Annotated in this window: 18 protein-coding genes and 1 pseudogene; 4 read left to right on the top strand and 15 right to left on the bottom strand. The window is 62.6% G+C overall.

The features are described 5' to 3' along the window. Together ACZIRK_RS38225 and ACZIRK_RS38220 are read left to right on the top strand one after the other, a co-directional pair. A pseudogene (locus tag ACZIRK_RS38225) lies at positions 1-119 on the top strand (ISAs1 family transposase); the annotation flags it as partial. A 175-nt stretch (positions 120-294) separates the two neighbouring features. Beyond that, the gene (locus ACZIRK_RS38220; RefSeq protein WP_474419273.1) at positions 295-996 is read left to right on the top strand and encodes a fumarylacetoacetate hydrolase family protein; all 702 of its coding nucleotides are present in this window, start codon (positions 295-297) and stop codon (positions 994-996) included. A 255-nt stretch (positions 997-1,251) separates the two neighbouring features. Here ACZIRK_RS38220 and ACZIRK_RS38215 read toward each other — a convergent pair whose 3' ends face one another. After that, the gene (locus ACZIRK_RS38215) at positions 1,252-1,626 is read right to left on the bottom strand and encodes an SPW repeat protein (protein WP_474419272.1); all 375 of its coding nucleotides are present in this window, start codon (positions 1,624-1,626) and stop codon (positions 1,252-1,254) included. A gap of 22 nt (positions 1,627-1,648) precedes the next feature. Beyond that, the gene (locus ACZIRK_RS38210) at positions 1,649-2,989 is read right to left on the bottom strand and encodes an MFS transporter (protein WP_474419271.1); all 1,341 of its coding nucleotides are present in this window, start codon (positions 2,987-2,989) and stop codon (positions 1,649-1,651) included. A 404-nt stretch (positions 2,990-3,393) separates the two neighbouring features. Here ACZIRK_RS38210 and ACZIRK_RS38205 point away from each other — a divergent pair, with 404 nt between their 5' ends. After that, entirely contained in the window at positions 3,394-4,230 is an 837-nt protein-coding gene (locus ACZIRK_RS38205) for an alpha/beta fold hydrolase (protein ID WP_474419270.1), read from the top strand. 106 nt (positions 4,231-4,336) lie between these two features. Here the strand turns inward: ACZIRK_RS38205 and ACZIRK_RS38200 are convergent, their stop codons facing one another. From ACZIRK_RS38200 to ACZIRK_RS38145, 12 genes are all read right to left on the bottom strand, one after another. After that, a complete protein-coding gene (locus ACZIRK_RS38200) occupies positions 4,337-5,266 on the bottom strand; it encodes an aspartyl/asparaginyl beta-hydroxylase domain-containing protein (protein WP_474419269.1) in 930 nt (309 codons plus the stop codon). Positions 5,267-6,378: 1,112 nt separating this feature from the next. Further along, complete coding sequence (locus ACZIRK_RS38195; protein ID WP_165435298.1) at positions 6,379-6,531, bottom strand: hypothetical protein; 153 nt, start codon at positions 6,529-6,531, stop codon at positions 6,379-6,381. Between the two features lie 163 nt (positions 6,532-6,694). Continuing rightward, complete coding sequence (locus ACZIRK_RS38190) at positions 6,695-8,149, bottom strand: flavin-containing monooxygenase (RefSeq protein ID WP_474419268.1); 1,455 nt, start codon at positions 8,147-8,149, stop codon at positions 6,695-6,697. 148 nt (positions 8,150-8,297) lie between these two features. Continuing rightward, complete coding sequence (gene ahcY / locus ACZIRK_RS38185) at positions 8,298-9,725, bottom strand: adenosylhomocysteinase (protein ID WP_474419267.1); 1,428 nt, start codon at positions 9,723-9,725, stop codon at positions 8,298-8,300. 129 nt (positions 9,726-9,854) lie between these two features. Then, positions 9,855-11,051 (bottom strand): methionine adenosyltransferase, encoded by a 1,197-nt coding sequence (gene metK / locus ACZIRK_RS38180; protein ID WP_474419266.1) that lies wholly within the window; start codon positions 11,049-11,051, stop codon positions 9,855-9,857. A gap of 58 nt (positions 11,052-11,109) precedes the next feature. Beyond that, the gene (locus ACZIRK_RS38175) at positions 11,110-12,465 is read right to left on the bottom strand and encodes a hypothetical protein (RefSeq protein WP_474419265.1); all 1,356 of its coding nucleotides are present in this window, start codon (positions 12,463-12,465) and stop codon (positions 11,110-11,112) included. Between the two features lie 241 nt (positions 12,466-12,706). Beyond that, positions 12,707-13,825, bottom strand: a complete 1,119-nt coding sequence (locus ACZIRK_RS38170) for a cobalamin-independent methionine synthase II family protein (protein ID WP_208824341.1) — start codon at positions 13,823-13,825, stop codon at positions 12,707-12,709. Positions 13,826-13,849: 24 nt separating this feature from the next. After that, entirely contained in the window at positions 13,850-14,566 is a 717-nt protein-coding gene (locus ACZIRK_RS38165; protein ID WP_474419264.1) for an ABC transporter ATP-binding protein, read from the bottom strand. Further along, on the bottom strand, positions 14,559-15,311 hold the full coding sequence (locus ACZIRK_RS38160) for an ABC transporter ATP-binding protein (protein ID WP_474419263.1): 753 nt from the start codon (positions 15,309-15,311) through the stop codon (positions 14,559-14,561). The genes ACZIRK_RS38165 and ACZIRK_RS38160 overlap by 8 nt, the downstream gene beginning before the upstream one ends. After that, complete coding sequence (locus tag ACZIRK_RS38155; RefSeq protein ID WP_474419262.1) at positions 15,308-16,339, bottom strand: branched-chain amino acid ABC transporter permease; 1,032 nt, start codon at positions 16,337-16,339, stop codon at positions 15,308-15,310. The genes ACZIRK_RS38160 and ACZIRK_RS38155 overlap by 4 nt, the downstream gene beginning before the upstream one ends. An 8-nt stretch (positions 16,340-16,347) precedes the next feature. Continuing rightward, positions 16,348-17,217, bottom strand: coding sequence for a branched-chain amino acid ABC transporter permease (locus tag ACZIRK_RS38150; protein WP_474419261.1), 870 nt, complete (start codon positions 17,215-17,217; stop codon positions 16,348-16,350). A gap of 177 nt (positions 17,218-17,394) precedes the next feature. Beyond that, positions 17,395-18,567 (bottom strand): ABC transporter substrate-binding protein, encoded by a 1,173-nt coding sequence (locus tag ACZIRK_RS38145; RefSeq protein WP_474419260.1) that lies wholly within the window; start codon positions 18,565-18,567, stop codon positions 17,395-17,397. A 306-nt stretch (positions 18,568-18,873) separates the two neighbouring features. On the opposite strand from ACZIRK_RS38145, the gene ACZIRK_RS38140 reads away from it, so the two are divergent. Next, the gene (locus ACZIRK_RS38140; RefSeq protein WP_028164929.1) at positions 18,874-19,152 is read left to right on the top strand and encodes a hypothetical protein; all 279 of its coding nucleotides are present in this window, start codon (positions 18,874-18,876) and stop codon (positions 19,150-19,152) included. 22 nt (positions 19,153-19,174) lie between these two features. Here the strand turns inward: ACZIRK_RS38140 and purU are convergent, their stop codons facing one another. Then, positions 19,175-20,038: a formyltetrahydrofolate deformylase gene (purU, locus tag ACZIRK_RS38135; protein ID WP_474419259.1), complete on the bottom strand. Its 864-nt coding sequence runs from the start codon at positions 20,036-20,038 to the stop codon at positions 19,175-19,177. Positions 20,039-20,093: the final 55 nt, after the last annotated feature.

Raw genomic sequence — 20,093 nt, 5'->3', positions numbered from 1 at the left:
GCAGGCTCGCGCTCAACATCCTTCGGTCTTGTCCTGGTCCCACCTCCATACGTCGAAAAATCAAGCGCGCCGGCTGGGACGACAGCTTCCTCCTCACCTTGCTCGGCCATATGCGATAGCCCTGCGCTTGCGGGAGAGGGTCTGGGTGAGGGTGTCTCCACGATGGGACTTTCCGTGGGGAGAGAACCCTCGCCCGGCGCTACGCGCCGACCTCTCCCGCAAGCGGGAGAGGTGAAGTAAGCTCGCCGCACCGATCGATGCCGTAACTCATTCACTCAACAACGAGAGCGCTTCATGACCGCCGCAGACTACGTCATCCCCGCCCCGCCGCAGCCTTCGCTCCCCGTCGTCGGCGAGACGAAATCCTTCCCCGTCCGCCGCATCTGGTGCGTCGGGCGCAACTACCTCGAACACATCAGGGAGATGGGCAATGACGAGCGCGCGCCGCCGTTCTTCTTCGCCAAGCACGCCGACATGCTGGTGCCTGACGGAGCTACCATCCCCTACCCACCGCTGACCAAGGACTTGCACCACGAGGTCGAACTGGTGGTCGCAATGAAGAGCGGCGGCCTCAACATTCCCGCCGACAAGGCGCTGGACCATGTCTATGGCTACGCCGTCGGCATCGATCTCACCCGCCGCGATCTGCAGATCGCCTCGCGCAAGAAGGAGCGTCCCTGGGAGATCGGAAAGTCCTTCGACTATTCGGCGCCCTGCTCTGCGCTGCAGCCCGCCTCCAAGATCGGCCATCCGTCAAAGGGCAGGATCTGGCTCACCGTCAACGGCAAGGAAACCCAGAAGGGCGACCTCACCGAACTGATCTGGAACGTGCCCGAGATCATCTGGCAGCTCTCCCAGCAGGTGAAGCTCGCCGCCGGCGACCTCATCATGACGGGAACACCAGCCGGCGTCTCCCAGCTCCAGCCCGGCGATCAAATGGAATGCGGCGTCGACGGCGTCGGCACGCTGAAGGTCTCGATCGGCCAGCCGGAGTAATACTCCGCCCTAACCACGCCAACCGCTGTCATTCCGGGGCGCGCGCAGCGCGAACCCGGAATCCATCAAGCGGCAGGTGACGGCGGAGAAATGGATTCCGGGCTCGAGCTGCGCATCGCCCCGGAATGACTGCCCCGTCATTGCTAAGCTTCGTAGCCCGGGTGGAGCGAATCGCAACCCGGGACTTTTGCGCCCGCATCGAGAGCGGCCCCGGGTACGCTGGCGCTCCGCCCGGGCTACGACCGGAATCGCCTACTAGCTCTCGGACTCCTCCGACGCGCCCGGGCCGAGATGCGTCTTCTCGTATTCCAGCCACAGCTCAAGCAGCGACATGAACATCACCACGCCGCCGGCGATGATGCTGAAATGCATTGCGCGGGTGTGCGCGAAGCCGAGCAGCCAGGGCGACACGATCAGCCAGCCCCCGACGAGCAGGTTGACCCATTCTTCCCAAGCGGAAAATGCAATGATCGCCGCTAGCGACAGGATCGCGATCGCCGCGCCGCTTGCCCGCAGATCGATTGCCGCCATCGGGTTGACACGGACAAACATCCACGGTGCCGCAAGCAGGAAGATCGCTGCCGCCAGATTGTAGAGATCGAGCGCCGATTCATTCCGCCATTTCAACATGCCCTTTCCTCCATTTGCTGCCTTATGCCCGCCGGTCGTGTGCGTCGGCCGTGTTGATGTCCTTTCCCGTGTAGTCGGTCATCAGCGCAGTCGCGACCAGGGTGATGACGGCGCAGATCGCGATGTAGATCGCGATTGCGGTCGCCGACTGGTACATGCCGAACAGCCAGGCCGCGATCAGCGGCGCCGGACCGCCGGCGATCACCGACGCGAGCTGATAGCCGAGCGATGAGCCGCTGTAGCGCAGGCGTCCGGTAAAGCTCTCCGCAATCAGCGCGGCCTGCGGCCCGTACATCATGTCGTGCGGGATCAGCGACAGGACGATCGCGAGGAAGATGATCGTCAAAGATCCCGTGTTGAGCATCGCGAAGTAGATGAAGCCAAAGATGCCGGTCACGACGGCACCGATCATATACATGTTCTTGCGTCCGATCCGGTCAGACAGATGCCCGAACAGCGGGATCGAGACGAACGACAGCACCGAAGCCGTGAGCACCGCAGTGAGCAGGAAGTCGCGCGAGACGTGCAGCGTGGCAATGCCGTAGGAAAAGACGAAGGCGGTGAAGATGTAGAACGGCGCCTGCTCGGCCATGCGCGCGAAGGCGGACAGCAGGATTTCCTTCGGATACTCCTTGATCACCGTCAGCATCGGCGTGCGGTCGAGCTTTTGCTCGGCCTGCAGTTTGCTGAACACCGGCGTTTCCAGAATGCCGAGCCTGATGTAGAGACCGACGACGACCAGGATGAGGCTGAGCGCAAACGGAAGCCGCCAGCCCCAGGCGAGAAACTGGTCCCCAGCCATCTGGCTGAACGCCAGAACGGCAAGATTGGCGAGGAACAGGCCGCACGGAACGCCGAATTGCGGCCATGACGCGATGAACCCGCGGGAGTGGTTGTCGCGCGCCCATTCCATCGACATCAGCACCGAGCCGCCCCATTCGCCGCCGACACCGACGCCCTGGATGAAGCGCAGCACCGTCAGGATCACCGCACCCCAGATGCCGACGCGCTCATAGGTCGGCACCACGGCCACCGCCGCGGTCGCCAGTCCCATCAGGAGCAGAGTCGCGATCAGCGTCGCTTTGCGGCCGATGCGGTCGCCATAATGCCCGAAGATCGCAGCACCGATCGGCCGCGCGACGAAGCCGACAGCATAAATGGCAAATGCCTCCAGCGTGCCGACCCAGGGGTCGGAGTGCGGGAAGAACAGCTTTGCGAAAACCAGCCCGGTGACGGTGCTGTAAAGGAAGAAATCATACCATTCGATCGCGGTCCCAATCGTGGAGGCGATGACGGCGCGACGAAGCTGGCGCTGATGCTCGGATGGAGTCAGTTGGGTGGCGTCGAGGCCGAGCGTTGCCATGGGAGCATCTCCCTCGGACAAGCCCCCCGGCAAATTTCACTTTGTTGGGTCGTTTAATCGCAAAACGATATGACGCGCCGAAAGTTCCATCGACCAGGAAATAGAGGCTAGAACTTTAGTCCAGCGGAGCAAGGATCTTAGGGCGGATTAGCGCAGCGTAATCCGCCGTCTTCTACGGGAGCTGGGGGCGACAGCTAGACCTTAAGCGGATCGGTTGGACCGAAGGCGAACATAGCCGCTTGTATCCTCGCAAGCATCGCGCCGCTTCATTCCTGCGCGGGGCGCAGCGATGCCCGCGCACGGCAAGAAGCTGACAGAAATTTAATATGGCCGCAGGACTTAGAGCCTTTTCCGTCACCCACTCAGCGAGTTAATACCGAAAAAAGAACGACGGGATGGAGGCAATGAAGCGAGGAATTGTCGTTTTCGCCTGTCTCTGCGCCCTTTCCGGCGCCGCCTACTTTGGCGTGAGCAAGTGGGGAATTCGGCACGAAAGCTTGAGCCTCTATGATCAGACCCGACAACGGCTGGTGCCGGTCGATCTTGCCGTGCGTGCGGATTACGAGATGAAGGCCAATGCCGGAATCTGGAAGCTTCCGGTCGCGATCATCAGCAACGGCAACACGGTCAAGAACACCGAATATTCGTTCCTGGAAAACGTGCTGGCCGCGGATGGATATCTGGTCGCCAGCATCCAGCAGGATATTCCATCCGACCCTCCGCTGATGACGAGTGTCGGACTACCCTATGTGGGCAGGATTGGCGTCTACAAAAAGGGCGAAGCCAACATCGGCTTTGTGCTCGCGAAGCTGAAGGCGCTTGAGCCCAATGCCGTCTACGATCATCTGACCCTCGTGGGCCATTCAAACGGCGGCGATATCGCCATGTACTACGCCAAGCAACATCCCGAACTGGTGTCAAAGGTGATCACGCTGGACAATTTGCGCGTCCCCTTCGTGCTTGACCACAGACTTAAGATCCTGTCGTTCCGCTCGAAAGATCCCAACTTCAAGACCGATCCCGGCGTGTTGCCGGCTCCCGAACAGGCCAAGAAGCAAGTTATCGATATCATCAATACGCAATTCCGGCACACTGACATGTGCGACCGTGGACCTTATTCCGTCAAGCACAGGATCCAGGCCACGCTCGACGAGTTTCTCACCAAGGGCAGCAGCAGCGAACTGGCGCCTGCGCCGACCGACAGTCCGCTCGTTGTCAACGCCGCTGCAGCGCTTCCCTAGAGCATGATCCGGAAAAGGACCGTGGGCGGATACGCGAAGCGTAATCCGCCATTCCACCATTGCACAAAAGACGGCGGATTACGCTTCGCTAATCCGCCCTACGCACTCACCGCAACGCCGATGCAACGATCAGCCCGAGGATCAAGACCGTCAGCGAATATTTCAGCGTGTAGTACACGTTGCGGTTCCACTCCTTGACCTTGCGGCTGGCGAGATGGACCTCGTAGAGCTTGCCGAACACCTTGTTGAGCACGCCGACATGTTCGCCGTCCACGTTCTGCGTGGCGGAGGCCTTGACGATGTGATGGCTGACCCAGCGGTTGATCGCGGTCATGAAGCCATACTTCATCGGGCGCTCGACGTCGCAGAACAGGATGATGCGGTTGACGTCGGTGGCGTTTTCGGCGTGGTGGATGAAGGTCTCGTCGAACATGAAGGCCTGGCCGTCGCGCCAGACGCATTCCACGCCGTCGACCATGATCCGACATTTGTTCGAGTTGGGGGTGACCAGCCCGAGGTGATAGCGCAGCGAGCCGGCAAAAGGATCGCGGTGCGCGCCGAGCTTGCCGCCGGGCGGCAGCATCGCAAACATCGCGCCGTGCACGGACGGAATCGAATTCAGCAATTCCACGGTCTTTGGGCACAGCGTGCGCGCCGAGGGCAGGAAGTCGTCATACCACTTCAGGTAAAAGCGCTTCCAGCCGCTCTTGAAGAACGAATAGAAGCCCCAGTCGTTGTTCTTGGCGGCTGCTCGGATAAAGCCCTCGTCGAACAGCCGCACCGCCTCTTCGCGGATGGTCTCCCAATTCTCGCTCAGCTTGGCGAGCTCGGGAAATTTCTCGACCGGGATCACCGGCGTGTTCGGAACGGCCGAGCCCGCATACATCAGCACATTGTAGGGCGCGAGATAGGTCGAGTGATCGCCGAGCTGACGCGCGAAGCGGAGCCGCTCGCGGCCGCGGAAATGCACATAAACTGTCGATGCCGCCAGGATGTAGAGGATAACAAGCTGCGGTGCGAATACCGTTTTCAGCATATCAGTCCCTGCCGTGGCCCCCAGCCACGTCCTGCGTCCATATAGCGCAAGCGGGTCCCGCAAGCCAATCCTGGAGGGGGCTTCCGGATCGCGCCGACCTGCGCGCAGAGATAAATTTTCCGTGCAATTTCAAAGCGAATCGGGCGGTCCAGTCCCTGTTCACCAAAATTTCCTGTTAACCCGTCGGGCAAATCACCTCTATAACCCGCGCCGTCTCACCCGATGAGAGGGGCGGATCGCGATCGTCACGAACGCGCGGTGAGATGCGGTGGACGCTGACGTTGCGACTGACGAGCGTGACATCAGCGGACGGCGAAGTCGTGTGGTCCTGGCGCCCCGACGCTGGCGCTAAGCTCGCGAGCAGCAAGAGCTGCCGCGGGTGACGGTGGCAAGAAAGCCCGGTCACCGGGGAGAGCGCGAAGTAAGTCGTAAAACCATCGCGCAGGGAAAGCCGGAATGCTTCGGTTGAACCTGTGGTCCTACCCCCGTGCTTTTTGTTGCACGGGACCCATGGGTGCAACCGGCACCCGGCTTTCCCTGCGCCCTCTGTCTTCGAGGAGGGTGAAACGAGATGCAAAGCTCGGGCGTAACGCGCCGCGAGAATGCGGAGTTACACCACCTCACACACTCCACCGTCATGCCCGCCAAGGCGGGCATCCAGTACTCCGCGGCGCTTCGGATCAGCCTCGAACGCTTCTGGAATACTTCATCGTCCGGTCAAGCCGGACGATGACAGTGGAGAGCTGTTTGACATTTGAATCAGAACCTCTCCCCTCGTCATTGCGAGGAGCGAAGCGACGAAGCAATCCACGCCTCCGCAAGCGGCGCGATGGATTGCTTCGCTCCGCTCGCAATGACAATGGCGAGGGCAGCGCACTCCAACCTGTCCCCTCACTCTGAGGAGACTGCGCAGCGGTCGTCTCGAAGGGCGAGGCCACCGGCGAAGCCTCATCCTTCGAGACGCGGCCAAATGGCCGCTCCTCAGGATGAGGGGCTAACGGCGCACGCCAAATTCGTAAGATGGGTAGAGCGAAGCGAAACCCATCATTCACGCCGCGTGCACTATGGCGATGGGTTTCGCTCCGCTCTACCCATCCTACGGCACGGCTCCCTCAGGCGCGCATCGCCTGCAGGCCCTTGAAGGTCAGGCGCTTGGGGTCCTTGATGCCGGCGAGGTAGAAGCGGCGGATGAAGGCAACGGCGGCGTCGCGGTCGCAATCGGTCAGCGCCACGAGGGCATCGACGGCAATTCGCTGGGCGTCCATGGGCTTCCTCATGCTATCAGCAGCCACAGGCCGTGCAGTGTAGGGCGTCTTGGTTAATCCGACGTTAACCGTCGCGGCAGAATGGCTGATTCGGCAGGAAGCCTGAATACGCAAACCAACCCATGGGACGCTTGGACACGCCGCGCCAGAACAACGAGGACTGTCACGAATACTGCATCACGCCGTCATCCACCTTGCCGTAGCGCAGGGAGACGATGTCGAGCGCATAGTTCTGGTAGAGCCGCCACGGCCGCTTCGAGCCCTGCTTGGGCAATTTCGCGATCGAGCGCTGGACATAGCCGGACGAGAAATCCAGCGCCGGCAGCGCCTCGATCGAAGGATCGAGATTATGCGCCACGCACTGCCTGAAACCGTGCCGGTCCATGTAGTTGATCAGACGGCAGGCATATTCGCAGGTGAGGTCGCATTTCAGCGTCCACGACGCGTTGGTGTAGCCGAGCGTCGCCGCGAGGTTCGGCACATCCGAATACATCATGCCCTTGTAGCTCAGCGTTTTCGCGAAATCGACGATGCGACCGTCGACGCTGACCTCGACGCCGCCGAGCACCTGCAGGACCAGCCCGGTAGCGGTGATGATGATGTCGGCCGGAAGCTCGCTGCCGTCCTTCAGGCGAATGCCGTTCCTGGTGAAGGTATCGATCTGGCTGGTGACGACGGAGGCGCGCTTCTCGCGGATCGATTTGAACAGGTCGCCGTCCGGCACGAGGCAGAGCCGCTGCTCCCACGGATTGTAGCGCGGCGTGAAATGCGTGCCGATGTCGTATTCCGGACCGAGCGCCATCTTGATGCCGCCGACGATGAGCTGCTTGGCGCGCTCCGGCTTGCGGCGGCAGAGCTGGAAGAAATACATGCCGAGCAGCACGTTGCGCCAGCGGATCAGATGATAAGCGAGCCCCGCCGAGAGATTGCGCCGGAGCTTGTTGGCGAGCGCATCCTCCGCCGGACGCGCCACCACGTAAGTCGGCGAGCGCTGCAGCATGGTGACATGCGCGGCTGTCTTGGCGAGCTCCGGCACCAGCGTCACCGCTGTCGCGCCCGAGCCGATTACGACCACGCGCTTGCCGGCGTAGTCGAGATGCTCGGGCCATTTCTGCGGATGCACGATCTGACCCTCGAAGTCGGCGGCACCAGCGAAGTCCGGCGTGTAGCCTTCCTCGTATCTGTAATAGCCCGAGCACATGAGGAGGAAATTGCAGGTGATGCGCACGATCTCGGCCGCGCCCTCGCCTGCCCTGCGCTCCGCCTCGACGGTCCAGCGCGCCTCGTCGGACGACCACGAGACACGCTTGACGCGATGGTTGAAGCGGATCTTGCGGTCGATCCCGTTCTGCGCCGCGGTCTCGCGTACATAGTTCAGGATGCGCGGCCCGTCCGCGATCGCCTTCGGTTCGGTCCACGGGCGGAACGAATAGCCGAGCGTGTACATGTCGCTGTCGGAGCGGATGCCGGGATAGCGGAACAGATCCCAGGTGCCACCGATGCAGTCGCGGCCCTCGAGGATGACGTAGCTCTTGCTCGGGCACTTCTGCTGCAGGTGATAGCCCGCGCCGATGCCGGACAGCCCGGCGCCGACGATCAGAACATCGAAATGCTCCATTGGGACCTCCCCAGGAGCCCGCAAGCGCCGCCGTCATGCCCGGGCTCGTCCCGGGCATCCACGTCCTTTCTGCGCCGCTAGTCAAGCCAGAACGTGGATGGCCGGGACAAGCCCGGCCATGACGCAGAAGGATCCCAGAGAGCCTGGATCAGTAGCGGTAATGATCCGACTTGTACGGCCCTTCCGTCTTGACGCCGATATAGTCGGCCTGGTCTTTGCGCAGCTCGGTCAGCTTGACGCCGATCTTGGCGAGGTGCAGGCGGGCGACCTTTTCGTCCAGCGTCTTCGGCAGCACGTAGACCTTCTTCTCGTACTTGCCGTTCTTGTTGTTGGCGAACAGCTCGATCTGCGCCAGCGTCTGGTTGGTGAAGGAGGCCGACATCACGAAGGACGGATGGCCCATGGCGTTGCCGAGGTTCACGAGGCGGCCTTCCGACAGCAGGATGATGCGGTGCTTGTCGGGGAATTCGATCTCGTCGACCTGCGGCTTGATGTTGGTCCATTTCAGATTGCGCAGCGACGCGATCTGGATCTCGTTGTCGAAGTGGCCGATGTTGCAGACGATGGCACGATCCTTCATCGCGCGCATGTGCTCGATGGTGATGATGTCCTTGTTGCCGGTGGCGGTAACGAAGATGTCGGCGCGCGGCGCGGCATCTTCCATGGTCACGACCTCATAGCCTTCCATCGCCGCCTGCAGCGCGCAGATCGGATCGACCTCGGAGACCATCACGCGGCAGCCGGCCTGGCGCAGCGAAGCCGCCGAGCCCTTGCCGACGTCGCCGAAGCCCGCGACCATCGCGACCTTGCCCGACAACATCACGTCGGTGCCGCGGCGGATGCCGTCGACCAGCGACTCGCGGCACCCATAGAGGTTGTCGAACTTCGACTTGGTAACGCTGTCGTTGACGTTGATGGCCGGGAACAGCAGCGTGCCCTTGTTCGCCATCTCGTAGAGGCGGTGCACGCCCGTCGTCGTCTCCTCGGAGACGCCCTTGATGTTCTTGGCGATCTCGGCGAACCAGCCCTTCGGCTTCTCCTTCAGGAGCCGCTTGATCAGCGCGTAGAAGATCTCTTCTTCCTCAGAGGCGGGCTTGTCGAGGAAAGCCGTGTCGCCCTGCTCGGCGCGGTAGCCGGCATGCACCAGCATGGTGGCGTCGCCGCCGTCGTCGAGGATCATGTTGGGCGTGCCGCCGCCGTGCCAGTCGAACAGCTTGGCGGTGTAGTCCCAGTATTCGGTGAGCGTCTCGCCCTTCACCGCGAACACCGGAATGCCGGCAGCAGCGATCGCGGCCGCGGCGTGGTCCTGGGTCGAATAGATGTTGCAGGAGACCCAGCGGATGTCGGCGCCGAGCGCGGCCAGCGTCTCGATCAAGACAGCGGTCTGGATGGTCATGTGCAGGGAGCCGGCAATACGCGCGCCCTTCAGGGGCTGCTTGGGGCCGAACTCCTCACGTGTCGCCATCAACCCGGGCATCTCGGTTTCTGCGAGCGAGATTTCCTTGCGGCCGAAGTCGGCGAGCGAGATGTCCTTGACGATATAGTCGGTGAAGCCAGGCTTTGTCGGGGCGTTCATCGCGAGATTCCTGTTGTTAAACTCGTCATTCCGGGGCGCCTCGAAGAGGCGAACCCGGAATCTCAAAATGATGGACAAGGATTCCGGGTTTGCTCGCTCTCGCGAGCGCCCCGGAATGACGTACGCTGCTTAGACTGCGCGCTTGAGCGGCTCGACGAGATCGGTCTTCTCCCAGGAGAAGCCGCCCTCATTGTCGGGCGTGCGGCCGAAATGACCGTAGGCCGAGGTCCGCGCGTAGATCGGACGGTTGAGGTCGAGATGGGTGCGGATGCCGCGCGGGGTCAGGTCCATCGCCTGCGCCACCGCCTTCTCGAGCTTGTCCTCCGGCACCTTACCGGTGCCATGGGTGTCGATGTAGATCGACAGCGGCCGCGCCACGCCGATCGCGTAAGCGAGCTGCAGGGTGCAGCGGTCGGCGAGACCGGCGGCGACAATGTTCTTGGCCACATAGCGCGCGGCATAGGCGGCCGAGCGGTCGACCTTGGTCGGATCCTTGCCGGAGAAAGCGCCGCCGCCATGCGGGGCCGCACCGCCATAGGTGTCGACGATGATCTTGCGGCCGGTGAGACCGGAGTCGCCATCGGGGCCGCCGATGAAGAACTTGCCGGTCGGGTTGATGTGCCAGATGGTCTTGCCGTTGATCCACTCCTTCGGCAGCGCCTCGCGCACATAGGGCTCGACGATGTCGCGAACCTGATTGGAGGAGAGATCCTCGACCAGATGCTGGTGCGAGACCACGATCTCGCGCACGCCGACCGGCTTGCCGTTCTCGTACTGCACGGTGACCTGGCTCTTGGAGTCTGGCCCCAAAACCTTCTCGCGGCCGGAGTGGCGCGCTTCGGAAATCAGCCGCAGGATCTTGTGGGCATAGAAGATCGGCGCCGGCATCAGGTCCGGCGTCTCATTGGTGGCGTAACCGAACATGATGCCCTGGTCGCCCGCCCCCTCTTCCTTCTTCTCGCCCGGCTGCAGCGCGTCGACGCCCTGCGCGATATCGGCCGACTGCGGATGCAGGAGGATCTCGATGTCGCAGTTCTTCCAGTGGAAGCCCTCCTGCTCGTAGCCGATGTCCTTGATCGCCTCGCGGACGGTGCTTTCGATCTGGTCGTTGGTTACCGACTGGGGCCCACGGGTTTCGCCGGCGATCACCACCTTGTTGGTCGTGGCGAGCGTTTCGCAGGCGGCGCGGATCTGCCACGGGTCGATGCCGGCTTTCGGCCCTTCCCGATAGAACAGATCGACGATCTCGTCCGAGATCCGGTCGCAGACCTTGTCTGGATGCCCTTCGGAGACCGACTCGCTGGTGAACAGGTAAGACGCGCGCATCAAGCAAACCCCTTGTTATGTCGACTTCCGACGTTTGTGTGAGTGTGTTCCTGACATGTCAGTCCCGGCGACGCGAGATGACGTAGGATTCGTCGTAGAACCAAAGCCCATTATGTTTGCGCAGAACGTCGCGGGTGGCTTCGAGAGTTCGGCCGCTTTCCGCCAACTCCGCCAACCGGTCGTCTTCAACCTGGGCGACATACACCGCCGCGTTCCACGCTGCAAAGGCAGTCGAGGTTCCGATCGAGCCGGTGACCTCGTTAGGCAAGGCTTCCATATCATAGCGAAAGATCGAGCGGTTATCCGCGTATGCGTTAAAGTTAAGGTCGCGCCCGGCCGACCCCAGCTCGTATTTGACCGCGCGCAGTATCTCATGGCGGCTGACGGCGAAAGGATTTTCTCCGGGCCACACGGCCTGGATAATTTCCAAACCCGGATCGTCGCCATGGGAGTGAATACCGATCAGGCGACCGCCGCTGCCCAAGGCGCGCGCCAGTGGCGCAATGATGCGCTTGGCCCGGAAATTCACCGAGGATTTCGCCCGGTATGGCTGGGATGCGATGACGAGGTCGAAATTGGCCTCGGTCTTGCCGGCCCGCGGGATGATCGAATCGAGCAGGAATCTCTGGTCCTCCCGGTAGAGCACCAAAACCACCGGACGCTCATAGATGGGCATCCCGGATCGTGGGCTGACGCGGGCACGCCAATTCTGCTCGAGAAACGGGCCGAGTTCCGCGATCTGGGCCTCGAATTCGCCCGACGAGCCGCCCCGCAGCGGCACCTCGTGCCAGAGCGTGCTGGCGGCCGCCACCGGGGATTTGGGGGTCAGCCAGGGCGCCTCGTCGTAATACATGTTGGTCAGCACGAACACGGTCGAAGGGTGCTCGAACAGCCGGTCCGGCACCTTGTCGAGGGTCAGCCGGACGTCCTCCAGGCTGAGTTCCTTGCCAGCCACGTAGAACGGCATATGAGGAAAGCGGCTATGCATGGCGCGCAGCACCCGCGCCAGCACCGTGCCATCGCCGACGCCGGCGTCGAACACCCGCAGCGCCGGCGGCCGGGGATGGATGGCGGAAAGCTCCAGCGCCACCCGCTGCGCGATCACCCGCTTCTCGCCGCAGGTATGGACGAACAGCAAATACCGCTGCCGGTTCTCGAAAAAACGGAAATTCTGCCGCGGATCGCGCTTCTCCAGCGGCACCACCAGCCCCCGCGGCGGCGCCACACCGCCCGGCGTCGAGGTGGCAATGAAGGCCTGGATGCGGTCCAGCGTGTCAATGGTGATCTTTTTGCCCTCCCGCAGCCGGTGCACCAGCTTGCCGTCATTGACCGCACGCCGGCCGAACGTGGACTCGGCCATGTCGGCCCCCCGGCAGAAGTCAGTGATCTGGCTCAGGATTTGGTCGTTCTTCATCGGGCCAAGAGAGTGGGACGCCAGTGGGCAGCGATAGAGCGTGATGTCTTCTTAGCACAAATTTCCCACTCTTTGAACCCCCTAGCCTCTCCCGCCACAGGGCGAGTGGAATGCGCAATCGCGCCGTCATTGCGAGCGAAGCGAAGCAATCCATTTCACCACTTGTCGAGGCCATGGATTGCTTCGCTTCGCTCGCAATGACAGGGGAGAAAGCGGTGCTCGCAGTGACGGCAGGCGGCGGCTACCTGCCCCACACCTCTTCGGCGACTTCCACCGCGAGCCTGAGCTTCGCCCATTGCTCGTCTTCGGAGAGGATGTTGCCTTCCTCGGTCGAGGCGAAGCCGCATTGCGGCGAGAGCGCGAGCTGGTCGAGCGGCGCAAATTTGGAAGCTTCCTCCAGACGTCGCTTGATGGCGTCCCTGCTCTCGAGCTCGCCGAATTTGGAAGTAATGACGCCGACCACCACGACCTTGTTGCCCTTTGGCAAATAGCGCAGCGGCTCGAAACCGCCGGCACGGTCGGAATCATATTCAAGGAAATAGCCATCGTAGTTAGTGCCGCCGAGCAGCGTTTCCGCCACCGGCTCGTAGCCGCCGGACGAAATCCAGGTGGAACGGAAATTGCCGCGGCAGACATGGGTCGAGATCACCATGTCGGACGGACGGTCCGCGATCGCGTAGTTGATGACGCGGGCGTAGATCTCCTGCAGGCCATCGGGATTGTCGCCGCGCTCGCGCGCCTTCTGCAATTCGTCCTGCGAGCAGAGATAGGCCCACACCGTGTCATCGAACTGCAGATAGCGGCAGCCGGCGTCATAAAACGCCTTCACGGCCTTGCGGTAGGTCTTGCCGAGATCCTCGAAGAACGGTTCGAGGTCGGGATAGACCTCCTTCGAGATCAGCTTGCGGCCACCGCGGAAGTGCAGCACCGACGGCGCCGGGATCGTCATCTTGGCCGTGACATGAGCCTGGTCGGCGTATTTCTTCAGAAACCTGAAGTGATCGAGCATCGGGTGGTCGTCGGGGAAATCCAATTTGTCGATCACGCGGATTGCGTCATGGCGCGTCTGCACGCCTGCGAACTGGATGCCGGCGTCCGGGTGGAACAGTTCGCAGCCGGTCAGCTTGGCGAGAAAATCAAAGTGCCACCAGGAGCGACGGAATTCACCGTCGGTCGCGAGCTTCAGCCCGGTGGAGGCCTGGCGGTGCACGACCTTCTCGATCTCGATGTCCTCGATCTTGCGCAGATCCTCGGGCGTGATCTCGCCCTTTTCAAGCTTGGCGCGCGCCTCCTTGATCTTCGGTGGCCGCAGCAGGCTGCCGACCTCGTCGGCGCGGAAAGGAGGTTTTGTTCGTTGCATGGTTTCGACTCCCTAGGGACGGAATTAATGCGCTTTGGCGCCGGAGACCCCAAGATGCCGCTCGAGCACCGTGGGATCGGCTTTCAAGGCATCGCTTGCCGCATCGTGCACGATTGTGCCGCGTTCCAATATCACGACGCGGTCCGCGAGCCCCAGAACCTTTTGCGCGTGCTGTTCTACGATGATCGAGCAGATACCACCAGAGCGGGTGATCGTGCCGAGCGCTTTCAGCAATTCCTCAACGATGATCGGCGCCAGTCCCTCTGTCGGCTCGTCCAAGAGCAGCACCTTTGGGTTCAAGGTCAGCGCGCGGCCGATCGCCAGCATCTGCTGCTCGCCACCGGAGAGCTGGTTGCCGAAATTGCCGCGCCGCTCCTTCAGCCGGGGGAACATCCGGTAGATCCTCTCCACCGTCCATGGCCCCGGCTGGGCCACGGCGGTCATATTCTCCTCGACCGTGAGGGAGCGAAAGATATTGCGTTCCTGCGGCACCCAGCCGACCCCAGCGCGGGCCCGCTGATCCGGACGCAGCGCCGTGATGTCCTGCCCGGCCAGCGCAATGCGGCCGCCGAAACGGCGGGTGACGCCGACGATGGAATTGATCAGCGTGGTCTTGCCTGTGCCGTTGCGCCCGAGCAGCGCCAGCACCTGGCCTTCGGGGAGCGACAGCGTCACGCCCGGCAGCACCACCGCCTCGCCATAGCCAGCACGCAGGCCCTCGATCGCGAGCAGCTCAGGCATCGGCCGCCTCGCCGAGATAGACCGCCTTCACTTGCGGGTCGCGCGCCACGGCATCCGGCGGACCTTCGGTCAATAGCGCACCGTTGACCAGCACCGAGATGCGGTCGGCGAAGGAGAATACGAGATCCATGTCGTGCTCGATCAGGAGCACCGTTACCTCGCGCGGCAGCGCGGCGACAGCGGTCAGAATGTCGTGGCGCTCGATTTCGGGTACGCCGGCGGCCGGCTCGTCGAGCAGCAGCACGCGGGGTCTGGTGGCAATCGCGACCGCGATCTCGAGCAGGCGCTGCTTGCCATAGGGCAAAGTGACGGTGGGCTCGTTCATGACGTCGAGCAAATGAAACCGCGCCAGGATCTCGACGATCTCGGCATTGACGTCTACCCGCGTCCCCATCCGCCGCCACCAGTCGCCGCCGCGTCCCATCCGTTCGGAGACCGCGAGCCCAATGGTCTCCAGTGGGGTGAGATCGGGATAGAGCTGGTTGATCTGGAACGTACGCGACAGGCCACGCAGCACGCGCTTGTGCACCGGCAGGTTGGTGATGTCGTTGCCTTCGAGCAGGATGCGGCCGGCATTGGGCCGCAGGACCCCGGTGAGCAGATTGATCACCGTGGTCTTGCCGGCCCCGTTCGGCCCGATCAAAGCGTGGCGGGCGCCCTGCTCGATCCGGAGCGAAAGGTCGCGCGTGACGCGCAAGCCGCCGAAGGTTTTTTCCAGTCCCCTGGTTTCCAGCGCGATCATCATGACGGATCGCTTTCGGGAACCACGACAACGGCCCGGCGACCGGTAAATTGCCGGATGATGAGGTTGGGCAGCCAAAGCGCCCAACGATGGATGCGGGCGCGGCCGACCAGAACGATCACGACCAGCACCAGCCCGATCCAGAACAGCCAATATTGCGGCGTGATGGTCGAAAACAGCTCCTGCAGCATCTTGAACACGACGGCGCCGATCAGCCCGCCATAGAGATAGCCGGTGCCGCCGATGACCAGCATCAGCATCAAATCCGCCGAACGCTCGAACGAGAACACGTCGAGCGAAGCCAGCGCCGTGGTCTGCGTGAACAGCGCGCCGGCGACGCCGGCATAGAACGCCGAGACGGTATAAATCGCGATCAATCGGCGATTGACGGGAATACCGATCGCGGCGGCGCGCAGCGGGTTGTTCCTGATCGCGCGCAGCGACAGCCCGAACGGCGAATGCACGATCCGCCGGGCCAGCACGAACAGGAGGAACAGCACGATCAGCGAGTAGAAGAAGCCGGTCTGGCCGAAGATGTCGAACGCAAAGCGGCCGAGGATCGGCTGCATCTCGATGCCTTGCAATCCGTCGGTACCGCCGGTGATATCGGAGAAGCGTTCGGCGAGCGCCTCCAGGAGCAGCGCGATGCCGAGCGTGACCATCAGCCGCGTCAGATCGACGCCGCGGATGACAAGAAAGCTCGTGAAGAAGCCGAGCACCATGGCAGCAAGGCCTGCGACCACGAGCGCGACTACCGGCTCGCTGATGATACCGTGCAGCGCCAGCAGCCCCGCGGAATAGGCGCCGACGCCGAAGAATGCGGCATGCCCGAGCGAGACGATGCCAGCATAGCCAAGGATCAGGTCGAGCGACAGCGCGAACAAAGCGAGCCGCACGATCTCGGTCATGATCAGGTAGCGGGATGGAAACAGGAAGCCGCAGGCGACGACCACGATCCAGAAGGCAATCTCGCCCGGTCGCCAGCGGGCGCCGGCAACCACATGCGTGGAAACGTCGGGAAGCGTGCTCATCGCACCCCTCAGCGCGCGGCCGTGCGGCCGAACAGGCCGTTCGGACGCCAGATCAGGATCGCGATCATGATCGTGTAGATCACGAAGGGTCCCATCTTCGGGACATAATACTTGCCGGCGACATCGCCGATGCCGAGCAAGAGCGACGCCAGGAATGGGCCGGTGATCGAGGAGGAGCCGCCCACCGTGACCACGATCAGAAAGTAGATCATGAATTTGAGCGGGAAATAAGGATCAAGGCCGAGGATCTCCGCGCTCAACGCGCCGCCGAGCCCGGCCAGCCCGCAACCGAAGGCGAAGGTGAAAGCGAAGACCTGCGGCACATTGATGCCGAGCCCGATCGCGGCACGGGGATCATCGACCGCCGCGCGCAGGCGGCTGCCGAAGCGCGTCCGCGCCAGGATCAATTGCAGCGCGACCGTGAGCAAACCGCAGATCACGATGATCATCAGCCGGTAGCGACCGATGCCGACCCCGAACACATCGAACTGCCCCTCGAGGGCCGCCGGCAATTTGATGAAGACCCGCGACGAGCCCATGGTGTAGTCGACCGCCGCGATCGACACGAAAACGAGACCGATGGAGAACAGCACCTGGTCGAGATGGCTGCGCGCGTAGAGATGACGGTACAGCGTTCGCTCAAGGACCACGCCAACCGCGGCACTGCCGACGAAGGCGAGCGGCAGCGCCGCAAAGAACGGCCAGCCGGAATTATTCACCAGCACCGCGCAGATGTAGCCGCCGGCCATCGCGAAGGCGCCGTGCGCGAGATTGACAAAATTCATCAGTCCGAGCGTCACCGCGAGCCCGCAGGCGAGCACGAACAGCAGCATGCCGTAGGCAATGCCGTCGAACAGGATGGTGAAGAGCGAGGTCATTTCATCCCCGATCAGCCAATATTGAAGAGTGGCGCACGTCCAGCGACCGCGTCATGGCCGGGCTTGTCCCGGCCATCCACGTCTTTCTCCCTGCAGAGAACAGCGTGGATGCCCGGGACAAGCCCGGGCATGACGTGGAGAGAACGCGGCGCGCATCCGATAATGACGAGCGCGGAGTCACTTCTTGGTCTTGCCGGGGTCCTTCACGGCTTCGAAGGTCGCGAATTCGACGTTGTAGAGTTCGCCGTCAACCTTCTCGACCTTGCGGATATAGATGTTCTGCACGATGTCGCGCGTCTCAGGGTCGATCGAGATCGGCCCCCGCGGGCTCTCCCACTTCATCCCCTTCATCGCCGCAATCAACTTGTCGCCGGTCACGTCACCGCCGGTCTTCTTCAGGGCTTCGTAGATAAGATGGATGCCATCATAGCCGCCCACCGCCATGAAGCCGGGCCGGTTGTTGAACGCCTTCTTGTAGGCGGCCACGAATTCCTTGTTGGTCTGCGAGGGATGTGCGGCGGAATAGAGATGCGCGGTGACCGCGCCGAGCGCGGCATCGCCCATATTATTGAGGAGATCGTCGTCCATGACGTCACCTGGGCCGATCACCCTGATGCCGCTCTTGTCCAGCCCGCGCTCGGCATATTGCTTCATGAAGTTGCCGCCCTGCCCGGCCGGCACGAACACGAACATGGCGTCCGGCTTGGAATCCTTCATCCGTTGCAGAAATGGCGCGAAGTCGGGATTAGCGAGCGGCACCTTGACCTCTTCGACGATCTCGCCGCCGCCGGCCACGAAATGCTCCTTGAAGGAAGCGAGTGCGTCATTGCCGGGCGCGTAGTCCGAGGTCAGCGTGGCCACCTTCTTGATGCCGTTCTTGACCGCCCAATCGCCGATGATGGTGGAAGACTGCGGCAACGTGAAGCTGGTGCGGACGATATAGGGCGAGCGCTCGGTAATGATCGAGGTGCCGGCCGCCATCACGATTTCCGGAACTTTCGCCTGGGTCGCCAGGGGCGCCGCGGCGAGCGCGGCCGGGGTGACGCCGAAACCGGCAATGATGTTGACCTTCTCGTTGACGATCAGCTCCTGGGCGAGCCGCTTGGTATTGTCGGGAACCGCGGCATCGTCCCTCAGGATGATCTCGATCTTCTTGCCGGCGACCGTGTCCCCCTTCTGCTGCATGTAGAGCTTGATCGCGTTGTCGATCTGTTTGCCGGTCGAGGCTTGCCCGCCGGTCATCGGCACGATCAGGCCGACCTTGACCGTTTCCTCCGCCCGGACGGGCACGACGGCCGCTGCGGCGGCAATGGCGCCTGCAGCCAGCAACAATTGACGGCGGTTGAACATGAACGCCTCTCCCCCTCATCGTTCTTGCGGATCGAACCGAGTCCCCGGCCCTGCCTCACCATAGCCCAGATTGTTCGGCGGTGTAGCGCGGCGAATGGCGTCGTCCGGCACCGGTTTGTCAAGCCGACGTATGGATGGTACCTGCGCGCTGACCGCCAGGAGCTGCCGATAGCTTAAGGTTCAATAATACCTCCAACAAGACCTGATACGGCTATCTTACCATTTCGAAACGAGGCTCCGCTGACCCGCGCCAATGGTTCGCGTAGTTAGGTCCAAATCTTCAAACGCAAGACACCCTGCATTGCGATGCCAACCAGCGCCCGCCCTCTCGCAACCCTCTTCGCCCTCGCTCTGACAGGCTGCGCCTTGGCCGGATGCGGTACCGTCAACGAGAAGCTGTCTGCCGGCGCGGCGGACTTCATTCCGGCCTGGGCGGGCGGGCTGCCCGCCGACGCCCCACCCCGGCCGGGGACCGCCAAATATGACGAATTCATGCGCGAGCGAGAACGCAAGCGGATGATGCCTGCGGCTGAGCGAGGCGACGAAAATAAGCCGGCACCGACCTCGCAGGACACCGCTCATTGAGGACTGACGAGCGCAACTGCGCTCAGTCGACGAACACCACCGTCTTGCGGCCGTTGGGGATCACGCGGTCCTCGAGATGGTAGCGGATCGCGCGGGCCAGCACCCGGCGCTCGATATCCCGGCCCTTGCGGACGAGATCGTCGGGCGTATCGCGGTGGCTGATGCGCTCGACGTCCTGGTCGATGATCGGCCCTTCGTCGAGGTCGCCGGTGACGTAATGCGCGGTGGCGCCGATTAGTTTGACGCCGCGCTCATGGGCCTGGTGGTAGGGGCGCGCACCCTTGAAGCCCGGCAGGAACGAATGGTGGATATTGATGCAGCGGCCGGCGAGCGTTGCCGACAATTCGTCCGACAGGATCTGCATGTAGCGCGCGAGCACGACGAGGTCGGTATTCGTGTCCTCCGCGAGCTTCCAGACCGCGGCTTCCTGCTCGCGTTTGGTCTCCCTGGTCACGGGCAGGTAGTGGAACGGGATATCACCGAAATCGAGGTGGTTGTAGGTCTCGCGGGGGTGGTTGGAGACGATCGCGGTCGGGATCATCTGCAATTCGCCGGTGCGCCAGCGATAGAGGATATCGACCAGGCAGTGATCGGATTTGGAGACCAGCAGCATCACACGGCGGCGGCTTGCGCGGTCGCGCATCTGCCAAACCATGCCGAAACGCTCGGCGATTGCGGCAAAGCCGGTCTGCAGCGCCGACAATTCGACCGCGAGGTCGGCGGCGGTGAAGACCACCCGCATGAAGAATTTCTTGGTTTCGATATCGTCGAACTGTTGGGCGTCCAGGATGTTCTGACCATTATGCGCGAGAAAGGTCGAGACCGCCGAGACGATACCGGGACGGTCGGGGCAGGACAGAGTCAGGACAAATTGGGGGTCGGACATGGCGATGGATCGAGACTTGGCTGATTGGGGTTTGGCCGATGAGGGCTTGATTGAT

This window comes from Bradyrhizobium sp. Leo114 (assembly GCF_055229415.2).
Note: the sequence above shows the minus strand (reverse complement) of the source record. Positions and strands in the feature narration are given on the sequence as shown.